The 15,334-nt window shown below is 55.1% G+C and carries 17 protein-coding genes; 16 read left to right on the top strand and 1 reads right to left on the bottom strand.

Annotated features, from left to right (window positions below; translation table 11 throughout):
• Nucleotide 1: 1 nt before the first annotated feature.
• The 10 genes from hisB (at nucleotide 2) to tatC (ending at nucleotide 6,249) form a co-directional block, all read left to right on the top strand.
• Nucleotides 2-589 carry an imidazoleglycerol-phosphate dehydratase HisB gene (gene hisB / locus KJS40_RS03985; protein WP_213539139.1) on the top strand — a complete coding sequence of 196 codons (588 nt, stop codon included), beginning with the start codon at nucleotides 2-4 and terminating at the stop codon, nucleotides 587-589.
• A gap of 30 nt (nucleotides 590-619) precedes the next feature.
• Entirely contained in the window at nucleotides 620-1,336 is a 717-nt protein-coding gene (gene hisH / locus KJS40_RS03980; protein WP_213539138.1) for an imidazole glycerol phosphate synthase subunit HisH, read from the top strand.
• Nucleotides 1,337-1,349: 13 nt separating this feature from the next.
• Nucleotides 1,350-2,117 (top strand): 1-(5-phosphoribosyl)-5-[(5-phosphoribosylamino)methylideneamino]imidazole-4-carboxamide isomerase, encoded by a 768-nt coding sequence (gene hisA, locus KJS40_RS03975; RefSeq protein ID WP_025040764.1) that lies wholly within the window; start codon nucleotides 1,350-1,352, stop codon nucleotides 2,115-2,117.
• Nucleotides 2,118-2,259: 142 nt separating this feature from the next.
• Nucleotides 2,260-3,018, top strand: coding sequence for an imidazole glycerol phosphate synthase subunit HisF (hisF, locus tag KJS40_RS03970; RefSeq protein WP_213539137.1), 759 nt, complete (start codon nucleotides 2,260-2,262; stop codon nucleotides 3,016-3,018).
• Between the two features lie 390 nt (nucleotides 3,019-3,408).
• Nucleotides 3,409-3,798, top strand: a complete 390-nt coding sequence (hisI, locus tag KJS40_RS03965; RefSeq protein WP_025040766.1) for a phosphoribosyl-AMP cyclohydrolase — start codon at nucleotides 3,409-3,411, stop codon at nucleotides 3,796-3,798.
• The gene (locus KJS40_RS03960) at nucleotides 3,795-4,121 is read left to right on the top strand and encodes a phosphoribosyl-ATP diphosphatase (protein WP_213539136.1); all 327 of its coding nucleotides are present in this window, start codon (nucleotides 3,795-3,797) and stop codon (nucleotides 4,119-4,121) included. Before hisI ends, KJS40_RS03960 begins: the two co-directional genes overlap by 4 nt.
• Nucleotides 4,122-4,123: 2 nt before the next feature.
• On the top strand, nucleotides 4,124-4,477 hold the full coding sequence (locus KJS40_RS03955; RefSeq protein WP_090460054.1) for a histidine triad nucleotide-binding protein: 354 nt from the start codon (nucleotides 4,124-4,126) through the stop codon (nucleotides 4,475-4,477).
• Between the two features lie 11 nt (nucleotides 4,478-4,488).
• Entirely contained in the window at nucleotides 4,489-4,716 is a 228-nt protein-coding gene (tatA, locus tag KJS40_RS03950) for a Sec-independent protein translocase subunit TatA (RefSeq protein ID WP_213539135.1), read from the top strand.
• 110 nt (nucleotides 4,717-4,826) lie between these two features.
• Nucleotides 4,827-5,261 carry a Sec-independent protein translocase protein TatB gene (gene tatB / locus KJS40_RS03945; protein WP_213539134.1) on the top strand — a complete coding sequence of 145 codons (435 nt, stop codon included), beginning with the start codon at nucleotides 4,827-4,829 and terminating at the stop codon, nucleotides 5,259-5,261.
• Nucleotides 5,262-5,451: 190 nt separating this feature from the next.
• Entirely contained in the window at nucleotides 5,452-6,249 is a 798-nt protein-coding gene (gene tatC / locus KJS40_RS03940) for a twin-arginine translocase subunit TatC (protein ID WP_213539133.1), read from the top strand.
• 170 nt (nucleotides 6,250-6,419) lie between these two features.
• Here the strand turns inward: tatC and KJS40_RS03935 are convergent, their stop codons facing one another.
• Complete coding sequence (locus KJS40_RS03935) at nucleotides 6,420-7,619, bottom strand: Do family serine endopeptidase (protein WP_213539132.1); 1,200 nt, start codon at nucleotides 7,617-7,619, stop codon at nucleotides 6,420-6,422.
• Between the two features lie 55 nt (nucleotides 7,620-7,674).
• On the opposite strand from KJS40_RS03935, the gene KJS40_RS03930 reads away from it, so the two are divergent.
• The 6 genes from KJS40_RS03930 to KJS40_RS03905 all read left to right on the top strand — a co-directional run bounded on the left by KJS40_RS03930 (nucleotide 7,675) and on the right by KJS40_RS03905 (nucleotide 15,126).
• Nucleotides 7,675-8,424: a Nif3-like dinuclear metal center hexameric protein gene (locus KJS40_RS03930; RefSeq protein WP_213539705.1), complete on the top strand. Its 750-nt coding sequence runs from the start codon at nucleotides 7,675-7,677 to the stop codon at nucleotides 8,422-8,424.
• 556 nt (nucleotides 8,425-8,980) lie between these two features.
• Nucleotides 8,981-10,693, top strand: a complete 1,713-nt coding sequence (locus KJS40_RS03925; protein WP_213538462.1) for a multiheme c-type cytochrome — start codon at nucleotides 8,981-8,983, stop codon at nucleotides 10,691-10,693.
• A gap of 33 nt (nucleotides 10,694-10,726) precedes the next feature.
• On the top strand, nucleotides 10,727-11,773 hold the full coding sequence (gene haoB, locus KJS40_RS03920; RefSeq protein ID WP_244859619.1) for a hydroxylamine oxidation protein HaoB: 1,047 nt from the start codon (nucleotides 10,727-10,729) through the stop codon (nucleotides 11,771-11,773).
• Between the two features lie 357 nt (nucleotides 11,774-12,130).
• Nucleotides 12,131-12,838, top strand: coding sequence for a cytochrome c-550 CycA (gene cycA, locus KJS40_RS03915; protein ID WP_213538460.1), 708 nt, complete (start codon nucleotides 12,131-12,133; stop codon nucleotides 12,836-12,838).
• The gene (locus KJS40_RS03910) at nucleotides 12,838-13,437 is read left to right on the top strand and encodes a NapC/NirT family cytochrome c (RefSeq protein ID WP_053111332.1); all 600 of its coding nucleotides are present in this window, start codon (nucleotides 12,838-12,840) and stop codon (nucleotides 13,435-13,437) included. The genes cycA and KJS40_RS03910 overlap by 1 nt, the downstream gene beginning before the upstream one ends.
• A 162-nt stretch (nucleotides 13,438-13,599) precedes the next feature.
• The gene (locus tag KJS40_RS03905; protein WP_213539131.1) at nucleotides 13,600-15,126 is read left to right on the top strand and encodes a PLP-dependent aminotransferase family protein; all 1,527 of its coding nucleotides are present in this window, start codon (nucleotides 13,600-13,602) and stop codon (nucleotides 15,124-15,126) included.
• Nucleotides 15,127-15,334: the final 208 nt, after the last annotated feature.

Below are 15,334 nucleotides of genomic sequence, written 5' to 3'. Positions count from 1 at the left end.
CATGCGTCTGGCCCAAATCAACCGAAACACCCTGGAAACCCAAATTGACGTCAAAGTTAATCTGGATGGTACTGGAAAGGTAGCGCTGAATACGGGAGTACCATTTCTCGATCATATGCTGGACCAGGTGGCGCGCCACGGCATGATAGACATGGAGATCGCCGCGACAGGCGATCTGCACATCGATGCCCATCATACGGTAGAGGATATCGGCATCACCCTTGGACAGGCATTCAAGCAAGCTATCGGGGACAAGAAGGGTCTGCGCCGTTACGGCCATGCTTATGTGCCGCTGGATGAGGCGCTGACGCGGGTGGTCGTGGATCTCTCAGGACGCCCCGGCATAGCGTTTAACGTCGAATTTGTACGCGCCCGCATCGGCGAATTCGACGTGGATTTGATAAAAGAGTTCTTTCAAGGGTTTATCAATCATGCCATGGTGACCGTGCATATTGACAATCTGTCCGGCTGCAACGCGCATCATCAGGCAGAAACCGTATTCAAGGCATTTGGGCGTGCATTACGCATGGCAATCGAAACCGACCCCCGCGCCATGGACACGATTCCGTCCACCAAGGGCTCTTTGTAGACATCCTCAAACCCTCATCATTTACACAGCATGATTGATATTGCAATCGTTGACTACGGCATGGGTAATTTGCGCTCGGTGTCCAAAGCGCTGGAACATGTCGCGCCGACCGCCTCCATTGTCATTACCGACGATCCGGAGGTCGTACGGAAGGCTGGGCGTGTAGTGGTTCCAGGCCAAGGCGCAATGCCCGACTGCCTGCGCGAACTGGATAAACGCGGATTGCGCGGTGCGGTGCGTTATGCAGCGATGAGCAAGCCTTTTCTCGGTATCTGCATCGGCCTGCAAATGCTGTGTGACAGCAGCGAGGAAGGCAACGTGGAAGGCCTCGGCATTGTGGCTGGCACCGTGCGGCGCTTTCCTTCCGCGGCGGTGGCTGATATCAGCGGGCAGCGATTCAAAGTGCCGCACATGGGCTGGAACCAGGTTCATCAAACCATTGAACATCCCTTGTGGAAAGATATCCCCAGCGATGCACGCTTTTATTTCGTGCACAGTTATTATGTGGAAACCGCCAACCCGGAATCGACGGCGGCTACCACCAACTATCCCTTTTCATTTACTAGCGCAGTGGTCAAGGATAATATTTTTGCCGTCCAGTTCCACCCGGAAAAAAGCCATGACGCAGGGTTGGCGCTGCTGAATAATTTTGTGCGATGGGAGCCGTTTCAGTTTCAGGAAGGGATAATCAAGTCCAGGCGTGACCTCTTCCCGCTCCAAACTTCAAAACTCACTTCTACACTTTAAACCTGACTCAAAAATGCTGATTATTCCTGCGATAGACCTGAAAGACGGCCAATGCGTACGCCTGAAACAGGGCGTGATGGAAAACGCCACGGTATTTTCCGAAGATCCCGGCGCCATAGCCAGACATTGGCTGAGCCAGGGCGCCCGCCGATTGCATCTGGTGGACCTGAACGGCGCGTTTGCCGGCAGGCCAAAAAATGAGCCGGCCATACGTGATATTGTTGAGGCTATTGGTGACGAAATTCCGACCCAACTCGGGGGCGGCATACGTGACCTGGAAACTATCGAGCGTTATCTCGACGATGGCATTACTTACATTATCATCGGCACGGCAGCGGTGAAGACGCCGGGATTCCTGCATGATGCCTGCAACGCTTTCCCCGGTCATATCATGGTAGGACTGGACGCGAAGGACGGAAAGGTAGCTGTCAACGGCTGGTCTAAAGTGACTGGTCACGACGTCGTGGATCTCGCCAAAAAATTCCAGGATTACGGGGTCGAAGCGATCATCTATACCGATATCGGGCGCGACGGCATGTTGAGCGGCGTCAATGTGCAGGCCACGGTGGAACTGGCTAGGGCGCTTACTATTCCCGTCATTGCCAGCGGGGGCATCGGCAATCTTGACGATGTGAAAGCGCTCTGCGACCTCGAGTTGGAAGGTATCATGGGTGCAATTACGGGACGCGCCCTGTATGAAGGCGCTCTGGATTTCAAACTGGCGCAAGCATTGGCGGATGAGCTGAGTATGAAAATATCCAACGACAAATCTCTCTCCTGATAAAGCTCCGTCTTCATTTCAAAAAAATAGAACTGCGGTAAATTCGGCTTCCGGGTAGATGATCTGCTACTAAGGGTACGAAGTGGTTGAGCATCTGCTCGAAAGCGGATGTCGGCAAATTTGCAATTTATAAAGGTATCGTATGGGTCTTGCCAAGCGTATCATTCCCTGCCTTGACGTAACAAATGGCCGTGTTGTCAAAGGCATCAATTTTGTCGGGCTTCGGGACGCGGGCGATCCTGTCGAAATATCACGCCGTTATGGTGATCAGGGAGCGGATGAACTGACCTTCCTCGACATCACTGCCAGTTCTGATAATCGTGACTTGATTCTTCGTATCATCGAGGAAGTTGCAGCCCAGGTATTCATTCCATTAACCGTCGGTGGTGGGGTGCGCAAGGTTGAGGATGTGCGAAGGCTGCTGAATGCGGGTGCCGATAAAGTAAGCATCAATACTTCGGCGGTACAGAATCCTCAACTGGTGGCGGATGCCGCGAACCGTTACGGGTCTCAATGCATCGTGGTGGCGATAGACGCCAAGCGGGTCGGCGATAGCTGGGAAGTATTTACTCACGGGGGGCGTCAGGCTACCGGCATGGATGCGGTCGAGTGGGCCCAAAAACTGCAATCGCTGGGGGCAGGCGAAATATTGCTCACCAGCATGGACAAGGATGGTACCCGCAACGGGTTTGATCTCGCACTGACTCGCGCTGTATCCGACGCAGTGGATGTGCCGGTGATCGCGAGTGGTGGCGTCGGTAATTTGCATCACCTGGTGGAAGGAATCGTAGAAGGTCATGCCGACGCGGTGCTGGCGGCCAGTATTTTCCATTATGGCGATTACGCTATACTTCAGGCCAAAGAGTATATGGCGGAACATGGCATTGAAGTACGGCTTTAGTAGTAGAATAACCAGTCCACTCACATGGATACCACGAATAGGATGCCACGAAAGCGACGACCGCTGCAGCGAGGCAGGGATGGGATGTCTCAAAGATAAGGAGTGGCAAGTACGCGAATGACTGGCATTCTGCTTTCCTTTCCGGAGCGAGGAAAACCGATACACCAGATTCCGAAAACCCTTCATTCCACCCGATCTGTAGAAGCAGGCGCTCACTGTTTATCTATTATCCCCGGTGCGCGCCGTCGAATCAGACAGCCTTTATCGCACCTTCTGAGCATCCATCAATGCCAGTCAAGCTGAAACCCGGAATCAGCTCTTCACCACCAAGCGCTCCATTGAAGACCTATATTTAAAGCGTTCCGAATAACCTGATCCTAAAGCATATCCATGTCCGACATTTGGCTCAACAAGATAAACTGGTCTGACGACGGACTTGTGCAAGTCGTTACGCAGGAGGCCGGCAGCAAGGCGGTGCTGATGGTCGCCTGGATGAATCGTGAAGCATTGAAGCTCACCGTGCAAACCGGCGAGGCACATTATTGGTCGCGCTCTCGCAGGAAACTCTGGCATAAAGGTGAAGAATCAGGGCACGTTCAGAAAGTAAAAGAAATCCGGCTGGATTGCGACGAAGACGTTCTGTTGCTGACGGTGGAACAAGTGGATGGCATCGCTTGTCATACCGGCAGACATAATTGTTTTTTCAATAAACTGGAAAACGGCCAATGGACAGTGGCAGCGCCGGTAATCAAGAGTCCGGAAGAGATATACAGAAAATGACCGATCCAGCTATGCTTTACCGGTTGGCTGAAGTTATTGAAGTCCGGAAAAATGCCGATCCTGCAGCTTCATATGTCGCAAAGTTGCTGTATGACGGGCAGGACAAGATTCTGAAGAAAATTGCGGAAGAGTCGGCGGAAGTCTTGCTGGCATCGAAAGAGCAGGACAAATCGCATGTAGTACGAGAGGTTGCGGACCTGTGGTTTCACTGCCTGGTGCTGCTGGCCCACCACAACCTGGGGCCCGACGATGTGCTGAACGAGCTACGGCGCAGAGAGGGTGTTTCGGGGGTGGATGAAAAAGCAGCGCGGAAGGCGCGATAAAAATGGACAGCTGTGTTTTCTGTAAAATCGTGCGGGGAGAAATTCCCAGTGAAAAAATCTATGAAGACGCTGATGTTTTTGCTTTTCACGATATTCACCCCGCAGCGCCGATACATTTCATGTTGATACCCAAGCTACACATCGGTTCGCTTGACGAAGTCGAAGATAAGCACCGCAGTTTGCTGGGCGAGATGATGGTACTGATACCCAGGCTGGCGAGGGAGCAAGGCTGCACGGATGGCTTTCGTACCATTATCAACACTGGGCGCGTCGGGGGACAGGAGGTTCATCACCTGCATATTCATATCATAGGCGGCAGGGAACGCTTGCCGCCTATGATTCCTCATCCAAGATAAAGGAGTAAATGATGGGATCATTCAGCATTTGGCACTGGCTGATCGTTCTGCTGATTGTTGTTCTAGTATTTGGCACCAAGAAACTCCGCAATATCGGCAGCGATCTGGGCGGTGCGGTGAAAGGCTTCAAGGAGGGCGTAAAAACGGCTGATGAAGAGGTGCTGTCTTCCGTGTCTCATGAAGCAGGTGCCCGGACTATCGAAGCGGATGCCAGGGAAAAAGCGCAGTCAAAATCCTGAGGCCAGCGAGCAGAAGTAAAAATTCGGCTAATGGGATGTAACGAATCGCGAATCGCGGAAATACCATCAGATAGCCGTTCGCTACGCTTCACCGGTAATTCCCATAAAAAATGTTCGATATCAGCTTCGCAGAAATTCTCGTTATAGCAGTCGTGGGGCTGGTCGTCATCGGTCCTGAGCGGCTTCCCAAGGTGGCACGTACGCTAGGGCATCTGTTCGGCCGGGCGCAGCGTTACGCCAACGATGTCAAGAATGACATCCAGCGCGAAATGGAACTGGAAGAACTCAAAAAATGGAAAGCTTCCGTGGAGGGAACCGCTCGTTCCATCGAAGACTCGGTACAAAAAGAAATGACGCAGTTCCAGGACATGATGGAAACGGAAACAGGATCAAAACCTTCCACGACTACTTCTGTGTCTTCTCCCGAAGCCACGGAGGAAGCTTCAGCATCGTTCCCTTCCCCCACTCCAGTCAGCCCCGCCACGTCGTCGATCAAATCGGAATCAAGCCACGAAACAGCCGGAGCAGAAGTACATCGCGAGTAGTTCAGCGCCGGATAACATATACTCGCTGACGCGAACCGGTATCCATCCGGTTCAATTCTTTTGGCTCCCGCTCACAATAATCCTAAACCCGGCAGTTGACCGCTTATTTTCCAGTTCATTTGTCAACTAAGCGCTACAATCGAAAAGGATTTTTCGCACTCCACCCCGTCCAACTGCCCGATTTAAGATAATGAGTACCGACGAAACATTCATTTCCCATCTTGTGGAACTTCGTGCCAGGCTGATACGTGCATTCGGCGGACTCCTGCTGGGTTTTATCCCCTGCGCCTACTACGCACGGGAACTCTACTCATTGCTGGCACAGCCTCTGCTGGATAAGCTTCCACAGGGGGGTCAGATGATTGCAACCGAAGTGGTGACGCCCTTTTTCGTACCGATGAAAGTTGCCATGATGGCCGCTTTCATCATTACCCTGCCGCACACGCTCTATCAAATATGGGCGTTTGTCGCACCTGGGTTGTATTCCCACGAAAAACGCCTTGTCCTGCCGCTCGTCTTCACCAGCAGCCTCCTGTTCATATGCGGCATGGGGTTTGCTTATTTTGCCGCTCTGCCCGTGGTATTCGAATTCATTACCCAATTCGCACCAGAGGGCGTGGCGGTCATGACCGATATCGGCAGGTATCTCGATTTTGTGTTGACTATGTTCATTGCCTTCGGCATTACCTTCGAGGTACCGATATTGGTCGTGATACTTGTCCGGGCAGGCATTGTCTCGATCGAAAAACTAAAGGCGATACGGCGCTATGTTCTTGTCGGTGCATTCGTCATCGGCGCGATATTCACCCCCCCGGATGTGGTTTCGCAATTCATGCTGGCGGTGCCGCTTTATTTGCTGTACGAATTAGGCATACTGGTGGCGGGGCTCGTTATCCAACCGGCGAGGCTATCAGCTCACCAGCCGTCAAACGACATGGATACGGAGCAGGAACTGGAGGAGGCTGAAACAAGGAAAAGAAACAGCTAAAGAATTTCTGAACGGCCGCGGATTTGGCCAACCACCCTCAGGAAGTCCTGCTGCAGATTCCGTACCGCTATCTGCGCCGCGGTAACCACCTCGCCGCCGTGTATTACACGGATAAGCTTTTCTTTGCAACTTCGGTACGGAAAATTCAGCCATTGACCTCGTACCTCAAACTATTCCATCGTATCCGGGTCTTGGTACTGCTCCTGAGGTGCGGGCGTGGGGCGCTTGCCTACATTGATCTGAATGGATTTCTCCGTCTGATTGCGCATCACGGTAATGTCGGCTGCTTCTCCCGGCAACAATGCCGCGATCAGATTGAGCATCACGGATGAATCAACTACCGGGCTTCCCTTCACTGCCACAATGATATCCCCTGGTTTTACACCAGCCCGATCTGCGGGTCCACCCTTGAGCACTCCGGCGATCAAGGCACCGTTGGTGTTGGGGCGCTTGAACGATTCAGCCAGTTCCGGGGTCAAGTCTTGCACTTCCACTCCAATCCAGCCGCGCGTTACGCCACCGGTCTGAATAATCTGCTCCATTATCTGCTTGGCTACGCTGGTTGTAATGGCAAAGCCGATGCCGAGCGATCCGCCGGTGCGAGATACAATCGCCGTATTGATGCCAATCAGATTGCCGGAGACGTCGACCAGGGCGCCCCCTGAATTGCCAGGGTTGATGGCGGCATCGGTCTGAATGAAATTTTCAAAGGTATTGATGCCCATATGTGTCCGGCCCAGGGCACTGATGATACCCATGGTAACCGTCTGTCCCACACCGAAGGGATTTCCGATTGCAAGCACGATATCGCCGACCCTGGCATTATCGGAGTGCCCGAAGGTCATCGTCGGAAGCGCCTCCATATCCACTCTTACAACCGCAAGGTCGGTCTCCGGATCTGACCCGATGACGCGGGCCTTGGCCTTTCTGCCGTCGGCCAGCGCAACCTCGATTTCATCCGCCGCCTCTATCACATGATGATTGGTAAGAATATAGCCTTCGGAACTGACAATTACCCCGGACCCGAGACTCGATGCGCGCCGGCTCTGCGGCGATTCGAAGCGATCGCCAAAGAAACGCCGGAACATGGGATCTTCCATCAGCGGATGGGAGGCTATCTTCACTTCTTTGCTGGTAAAAACGTTGACCACCGATGGCATGGCCTTTTGCGCCGCATCGCTGAAGCTGGCGGGCAGGGACGCATTCTGGCGCGTCGTGTCGGAAACCGCTTCTTTTATGGTTACCACGGCGCCACCGCCGCCGCCACGCGATTGCCAGGGCAGCAGTTCGGGTCTTAAAGTGGAAACGACAAACAATGCGGCAAGGACTATCGTTACCGTTTGTGCGAAAATCAGCCAGAGCTTGTGCATTTGGGATTTAGGTTTCGAGATTTAGTATGATTTTTATAAAGACCAGACGAATATGATGCGATTGGATAAGCTCGAAATCTATTTGAACCAACTCCTGAACATTGCCCATTTCCGTGATTATTGCCCAAATGGGCTGCAAGTGGAAGGCCGAAGTGAGGTGCATCATCTGGTTAGCGGTGTAACGGCCTCATTGGATTTCCTTCACGCCGCTATTGAAGCAGGCGCAGATGCTCTGCTCGTACATCATGGTTATTTCTGGCGCGGTGAGGACCCATGCCTTATTGGCAGGAAACACCGCCGTATTGCGCGGCTGATTGCGCACGACGTCGGGCTTCTCTCTTATCATTTGCCGCTGGACGCCTACCCGGAACTGGGCAACAACGCTCAACTGGCCCACAAGTTGGGTCTGGTTGAAACCGGCCGTTTTGGCGATCAGAATATTGCCATGCACGGAACGCTTTCGCCAGATATGCAGAACGTGAAAGGACTGCGCATGAATATCGAACGTGTCCTGGGGCGCGAACCTTTGGTAATCGGCGAGGATTCGAAGACAGTGACACGCATAGCCTGGTGTACCGGTGGTGCTCAAGATTATTTCGACGAAGCTATCCGTCTGGGCGTAGATGCGTATATCACCGGGGAAATTTCTGAGCGAACCGTTCATGACGCCCGCGAGTCCGGCGTTGCTTTTATTGCGGCCGGGCATCATGCGACCGAGCGGTACGGGGTACAGGCATTGGGCGAGCATATCGCACAGAAATTTGGGATCACGCATCAGTTCATTGATATCGACAGTCCGGTATGAAAAAGCCAAAAATGTTTAACCCAGATAATCCATTAGGACGTGGGATGATGGCGAGGCAGGTTGCGAGACAGTTTTGCCGGTTGGGAGAAGTCCATAGCTTGGTCTATGGACGCCGAGCAAGCGGTGAAAATGGCCGCAAACTGACCGCCAGCACTCGCGTAGGTTCGCAGAGCCGCCTAATGAATTATCTGGGTTTATCTTGTTTTTCTGATTTTCCATCGCCCGATACTTCCTTATCAAAGCCTGCATGCGCCCACTGCTGCAGGTACATGAAGGCCGCAATCCTACCGGCGGCTTTATCTGGCTGCTGAAGCGGTATCAGTGGTACCAGAAAGAGTCATGGTGCTGGTGCTACACGTTTATATAAACCAGCTATAAAGTATGGTCATAATAAATTCAAAAAATTACGCGGGGTTAGCCTTGCCTATAAAGAGAGTCCATTGATCGGCTCCATGGCATTTCGTCTCCCGCAGTGATGTCGCCTGATTGCTTAGCGATTTAGGTTTCGAGTCTGGATATCGGACACAACAAATCAACACGGAGTAAGGAGAGAAAAATGGTTGTCAAGCCTTGGCTGAGGCTGGTCACGCTCGCATGCGGCGCCTTATTGGCGGCGTCTGCCTACGCGGACTTTCCCAGCGTCCCCAAAGAAACGTACAAAGCGCTGAACCTGCAGCAATCGGCCTCACCGAAAGAATTGCACCAGGCGCTGGTCAAGCGCTACAAAGACCCGGCACAAGGTGCGGGCCGTGGCACCCTGGCCAAATACTGGGAACCGATTCCCATGAGCATGTACTTTGACCCTGCCTCCTTCTACAAACCGCCCACCTCCATGAAAGAAGTGGCAGCGCGCGACGAATGCGTCAAATGCCACACCGACGAATCGCCGGTCTGGGTCAACGCCTGGAAAAAGAGCACCCACGCCAACCTGGACAAGATCCGCAACTTAAAGCCTGACGACCCCATTTACTACAAGAAAGCCAAACTGGAAGACGTCGAGAAGAACCTTCGCTCCATGAACCGGCTCGGCGCCAACGAAAAGCTCAAGGAAGTTGGTTGCATCGACTGCCACGTCGACATCAACGCCAAAGGCAAAGCCGACCACATGAAAGACCTGCGCATGCCCACCGCAGACGTCTGCGGCACCTGCCACCTGCAGGAATTTGCCGAACGCGAATCCGAGCGCGACACCCTCATCTGGCCCAACAAACAATGGCCGCAGGGACGCCCCTCGCACGCCCTTGACTGGAAAGCCAACGTCGAAGTTGCCGTATTTGCCGCCATGCCCCAGCGCGAAATCGCCGAAGGCTGCAGCATGTGCCACACCAACCAGAACAAATGCGACATGTGCCACACCCGGCACGAATTCTCCGCGGCCGAATCGCGTCAGCCCGAAGCGTGCGCCACCTGCCACAGCGGCGTAGACCACAACAACTGGGAAGCCTACTCCATGAGCAAGCACGGCAAGATCGTGTCCCTCATGGGTGACAAATGGAACTGGGAAGTCCCCCTGAAGGACGCCTACGCCAAAGGCGGGCAGACCGCCCCCACCTGTGCCGGCTGCCACTTCGAGTATGAAGGCAAATACGCCCACAACGTCGTACGGAAGATACGCTGGGCCAACTACCCCGCCGTTCCCGGCATAGCCGAGAACATCACCAGCGAATGGTCCGAAGAGCGGCTTGACTCCTGGGTCAAGACCTGCACCCAGTGCCACTCCGAACGCTTCGCCCGCTCCTACCTCGAATTCATGGACAAAGGCACCCTGCATGGCCTGGCCAAATTCAAGGAAGCCCACGGCGTAGCCGAGAAACTCTACAAGGATGGCCTGCTCACCGGCCAGAAGACCAACCGTCCCGCCCCCATGGCACCCGACAAAGAAATGTTTGCCGGCTTCACCCAGCTCTACTGGTCCAAGGACAACAACCCTGCCGCCATCGAGCTCAAAGTCCTGGAAATGGGCGAGAACAACCTGCCCAAACTGCACGTAGGCCTGGCCCACGTCAACCCGGGCGGCTGGACCTACACCGAAGGCTGGGGACCCATGAACCGCGACTACGTCGAAGTCATGGACGAAAACACCAAGATTCGCGAAATGGCCGCCTTGCAGGCACGGGTCGCCAAGATGGAATCCAGTCGACGCTCCAGCCTGCTTGACATCCAGAGCACCGATGACAAGCTCTCCCTGGGCGGCTTGGGCGGCGGCATGCTCCTGGCCGGCACCTTAGCCTTAGCTGGCTGGCGCCGCCGTGAAAAAAGCGAACGCTAACATTTGAGCACCTCAACTTCAACCCGCGCCCCCGTGGCGCGGCGCAACACCAAACTCCTCCCCTCACTGGGCATCCTTCTGGTGGCGGGAGGAATTCTTTTACTCCTCTGGTTTGGCTGGCTCTGGTTCAACCCCGGCCCCGCCCCCTATCGCTACCAACTCGTCACCGAAGGCGGCATCGACCAGTTTCCGCAACTGGGCCTGCCGGCAGGCATCGACCCCGCCCTCAAGCTGGCCCAATATGAAGTCTATGCCGAAGGCGTCGACCAGCCCCTGGCACTCACCCACACCGCAAGGCTGGGCACCGAGCCCCCCGTGCGGCTCGACTGGGAAAACCACACCAGCGAACTGCTCGTCACCGTCGACAACAAACTCAGCGAACTTGCCGCCCTGTCGGTGGCCATCGCCAAGCATGCGCCCAAAGACGCACTCATCCTCGCCTGGTGGGACACCTCGCGCCAGGTCAACCTCCTGGCCGGACGCGACACCCTGTTCACCACCCGCATCGGCGAACCCCTGATCGTCCCCACCCCGTGGCTTGAGCGCACCGACGCCATCAAACGCTACGAGAACGAATTCTGGGGCGCGCCCGCCGGCGAGCAGGAACGCGCCACCTTCCAGCGCTTCGCCGACGCCCTCCTGGCCCCGCCCGAGACCGGCGCCGCCCTGCTGCGCGAACTGGCCGGCAACCGCGAAGCCTACATCGCCATCCACGTCAACGACCTCTACAAACTGGGGCTCATGCGTCCCAAACAGTTTGACGTCACCTACAAGAACTTCCCCATGGAAGGCAACATGCACGGCCTGATCGGCTACCTCAAGACCTGGATGCAGAGCAACCAGTTCGACACCTACACCCTGCAATCCATCTCCGACAAAATGGTGCGTGCCTACTTCCTGCACAAAGGGCCCAACAGCGAGAGCCTCATCGCCCAGATGCTGCCCTTCACCGAATCCCAGCCCCTGGAACTGCAAGCCCTCCAGCTCATCTACCAGCAAGGCGGCTACTGGGTCTACAAGATCCCCGCCCCCGGCGACAGCGCAAGCGCAAGCGGCGCCGACCTCCCGGAAGGCACCTGATTCCGGCGATATAACGCAGACACAGCGACAGACCCACCGAGCAGACCCCAGACCCGCCAGCTCCATCAGACCACCGCCCCGGCCCACCCGCCTGCGGCGGGCTGGCGGTACCAGTGGTACCAGAAAGAGTCATGGTACTGGTGCTACCCGTTTACAGAAACCGGAGATACAGTATGGGCAAAATCCGGAATCCGGTAGTAGACCGCGCATTTGTCGCTTAAGCGTTATAATACAAAGGATTTTACGTTTCCCGTGAGCTTCGCTTTCAGGGGCACGCTGCAAGCGTCGGATTCAGGATAAAAAAAGGTTTTAATAACACCCGGATAATTTTGTCTCGCCAGAAAAAAAGGAGAAACCATGAGCCATCGCATGACATTAGTCCTCGCCGCAGCCGCCATGCTGGCGGTAGTTGCAGGCAGTGCTACCGCGCAATCGTATGAAGGCCGCAAGAAGTGCAGTTCCTGTCACAAGAGCCAGGCCGAATCGTGGGGCGACACCGCGCACGCCAAGGCCATGGACTCCCTGAAGCCCAACACCAAGGCCGAGGCCAAGAAGAAAGCCAAGCTCGACCCGACCAAGGACTACACCAAGGACAAAGACTGCGTAGGCTGTCACGTCGACGGCTGGGGCAAGGAAGGCGGCTACACCGTCGAAGACCCGAGCAAGTTCACCACCGGCGTCGGTTGCGAATCGTGCCATGGTCCCGGCTCCAAGTATCGCGGCACCCACCGCAAGGCTGGTGCTGCTTATGAAAAATCGAAGAAGACCGCTCCGCGCCAGACCCTGGCCGATGCCGGACAGGACTTCAGCTTTGAAGAAAGCTGCAACGCCTGCCACCTGAACTACGAAGGCAGCCCGTGGAAGGGCGCCAAGAAGCCCTACACTCCCTTCACCCCCGCGGTGGACAAGAAGTACACCTTCGACTTTGACAAGTACGTCAAGGACACCAAGGCCATGCATGAGCACTACAAGCTGGACGGCACCTTCACTGGAGAGCCGAAGTTCAAGTACCATGACGACTTCCAGGCCAAGGCCAAGGTGGGTGTGAAAGGTTCGGAGGACTGATGGCGGGAATGAAAGCAGGCGGCACCCTGCTCACAGGTGCCGTACTGGGGATCGTGATGGTGGCGGTGGTATTCGGCGGCGAGGCCGCCGTCTCCACCACCGAATTCTGCACCAGTTGCCATTCCATGAGTTATCCCGCGGAGGAGCTCAAGACCTCCTCGCACTATGGTGCGCTGGGGGCCAACCCCGGCTGCAAGGATTGCCATATCCCGCAGGGCTTCAAGAACTTCCACCTGGCGGTGGCCACCCACGTGGTGGATGGGGCGCGCGAGCTGTACATGGAGTTTGCCGAGGATTACTCCACCCTGGAGAAGTTCAACGAGCGCCGGCTGATCATGGCGCACGATGCGCGCATGAACCTGAAGAAGTGGGACAGCCGCACCTGTCGTGAATGCCACAAGAATCCGCAACCGCCCGGTGCCGACGCCAAGGCTGCGCACAAGAAGATGGAGACGGAAGGGGCGACCTGCATCGACTGCCATCAGAACCTGGTGCACAAAGAGGCCCCCGAGACCGACTTGAACGAGAGCAAGAAACAGGGCAAACTGGTCCTCAAACCCGAAAAGAAGGATGACGACGAGGAGGATGAGGAGGAGTGAGTGGGTCGTGCTGAGCTATCGAAATAGACGCCACTCTCATCATTTACGATAGGGGCTGGTATATCAGTACCAGCCGGTTTACGCCAGCTCTGCGAATATGTCGGAATCGCATGTTTACTCGGAACCGGAATCCAGCGGGCTGGCGTCCCGCCAGGAAGAAATATGGCAATTCCCATTGTACTTGACCACGGCAGCGGCCAATCGCTGCAGGGTCAGATATTCGAGCAATTACGCTACCTCATCCTTGGCGGGAGGCTAAAGCCCGGCACGCTGATTCCTGCGAGCCGGGTACTTGCCGAACAGCTAGGCATTTCCCGTAATACCGTCCTGCTCGTATACGAACGTTTAATCGCCGAAGGCTACCTTCAGGCACGAAAGGCGATTGGAACATACGTAAATCTTGAGCTACCCGAAACCTGCCTGGCTGCGACACGCAGAACTGCTGCTTCTGTTCCTGTTCAAGGCGAGATGGCAAAACCTCCCGTAATTCCTTTTATCGGCCGGATGCCGGTCAAAAGCAGCGCGCAGCGCCTGGATTTTGATTTTTGCCCGGACCGAATTGGACTCGATTTATTCCCCCATAAAATATGGCGCCGTTTCATCAACAGGATATTTACCTCCACCGGCACCCAGTTTACGGAATCCTGTGATTCGGGTGGTTTGCCACAGCTGAGAGAAGTGATAGCCGAATACCTTGGGGTAGCGCGCGGAATCAGCGTTTCCGCTGACCAGGTGATTATTACCGCCGGCTCGCAGGAGGGGCTGAATCTCGCAGCCCGGTTACTGATAAAGGAAGGCACGCGCGTTGCCATGGAGAATCCCTGTTATCGGGGTGCGGCATCCCTGTTTGAAAGTTATTACGCGAAATTGGTTCAGGTGCCAGTAGATGAGGCGGGACTGGATGTAGCGCAATTGCCTGAGGATGGCGCTGCGCTTCTGTACGTTACCCCCTCTCATCAATTTCCCCTTGGCTTCACGCTATCGAATGAGCGACGTTTGAAGCTTCTGGAATGGGCTCGACGTTGTGGCGCATACATTATAGAAGATGATTACGACTCCGATTTCCGGTACCGTGGCTCACCATTGACAGCGCTCATGGGGCTGGATGATCACGGCTGCGTCATGTATCTGGGGACATTCTCCAAATCAATGGGTGCGGGGCTGCGCCTGGGCTATCTTGTGGTACCCAAAGCGCTGATCCCTGCTGCGCGGGCAGCCAAGGCATTACTCAATAATGGCCATGCGTGGCTGGACCAGGCAACGATGGCTGAATTTATTCGTAGTGGTGCCTACGGCAACCATTTGAGGCGCATGCGCAGCATCTACTCCAAGCGCCACGATTGCCTCATAGAGGCGCTACGCAGACATTTCGGCGCAGTCCAACTTTCGGGGCTGGAGAGCGGCCTGCACCTCGCTTGGCATCTGCCTGCCGACTATCCTGATGCATCCGAGCTTCAGGCGCTTGCGCTGCGTCATGGGGTGGGTATCTATTCCATTGGTCCCGGTCTCGCTCATGATTTCGGGACGTGCAGCTTTAGCAAGCACACTCTTGTGCTTGGTTTTTCTTGCCTTAATGAGCATCAGATTCGAGCAGGAGTAAGACGTATGGCTGATGCATTTGCGGGTCTGCCAGAAAATTCCGCTTCTGCAGGAGCGGATAAACGCAGCTTATCGGGATCACCCCTTTAAGCTATCCGGTCTCTATCAGCCGCACAATCCGTAGGAGTCTACTTGATTGGTGAGCCAGCTTGGCTCCGCAATCATTTTATTGTCAGGCTGTCTTCTTACCCGTGAGAGATTTAAAGGGATAAAAGAAGCCTGCTATTTCTATTTTTATGCTGCATAAAAACACCGATCCACCTTTCCGTCTGGCGACGGCGGCGGACCGGTGTCAATG

Origin of the sequence: Nitrosospira sp. NRS527, from assembly GCF_018406445.1 — a bacterium.
Taxonomy (GTDB): domain Bacteria; phylum Pseudomonadota; class Gammaproteobacteria; order Burkholderiales; family Nitrosomonadaceae; genus Nitrosospira; species Nitrosospira briensis.
Note: the sequence above shows the minus strand (reverse complement) of the source record. Positions and strands in the feature narration are given on the sequence as shown.

Excerpts from the sequence above, each read along its gene's own strand:
- hisH (WP_213539138.1), top strand. The coding sequence starts at position 620 with ATGATTGATATTGCAATCGTTGACTACGGCATGGGTAATTTGCGCTCG.
- KJS40_RS03955 (WP_090460054.1), top strand. The coding sequence starts at position 4,124 with ATGGACAGCTGTGTTTTCTGTAAAATCGTGCGGGGAGAAATTCCCAGT.
- tatC (WP_213539133.1), top strand. The coding sequence starts at position 5,452 with ATGAGTACCGACGAAACATTCATTTCCCATCTTGTGGAACTTCGTGCC.
- KJS40_RS03925 (WP_213538462.1), top strand. The coding sequence starts at position 8,981 with ATGGTTGTCAAGCCTTGGCTGAGGCTGGTCACGCTCGCATGCGGCGCC.
- KJS40_RS03905 (WP_213539131.1), top strand. The coding sequence starts at position 13,600 with ATGGCAATTCCCATTGTACTTGACCACGGCAGCGGCCAATCGCTGCAG.
- hisA (WP_025040764.1), top strand. The coding sequence starts at position 1,350 with ATGCTGATTATTCCTGCGATAGACCTGAAAGACGGCCAATGCGTACGC.
- KJS40_RS03960 (WP_213539136.1), top strand. The coding sequence starts at position 3,795 with ATGACCGATCCAGCTATGCTTTACCGGTTGGCTGAAGTTATTGAAGTC.
- tatB (WP_213539134.1), top strand. The coding sequence starts at position 4,827 with ATGTTCGATATCAGCTTCGCAGAAATTCTCGTTATAGCAGTCGTGGGG.
- cycA (WP_213538460.1), top strand. The coding sequence starts at position 12,131 with ATGAGCCATCGCATGACATTAGTCCTCGCCGCAGCCGCCATGCTGGCG.
- hisB (WP_213539139.1), top strand. The coding sequence starts at position 2 with ATGCGTCTGGCCCAAATCAACCGAAACACCCTGGAAACCCAAATTGAC.
- tatA (WP_213539135.1), top strand. The coding sequence starts at position 4,489 with ATGGGATCATTCAGCATTTGGCACTGGCTGATCGTTCTGCTGATTGTT.
- hisF (WP_213539137.1), top strand. The coding sequence starts at position 2,260 with ATGGGTCTTGCCAAGCGTATCATTCCCTGCCTTGACGTAACAAATGGC.
- hisI (WP_025040766.1), top strand. The coding sequence starts at position 3,409 with ATGTCCGACATTTGGCTCAACAAGATAAACTGGTCTGACGACGGACTT.
- KJS40_RS03910 (WP_053111332.1), top strand. The coding sequence starts at position 12,838 with ATGGCGGGAATGAAAGCAGGCGGCACCCTGCTCACAGGTGCCGTACTG.
- KJS40_RS03930 (WP_213539705.1), top strand. The coding sequence starts at position 7,675 with ATGCGATTGGATAAGCTCGAAATCTATTTGAACCAACTCCTGAACATT.
- KJS40_RS03935 (WP_213539132.1), bottom strand. The coding sequence starts at position 7,619 with ATGCACAAGCTCTGGCTGATTTTCGCACAAACGGTAACGATAGTCCTT.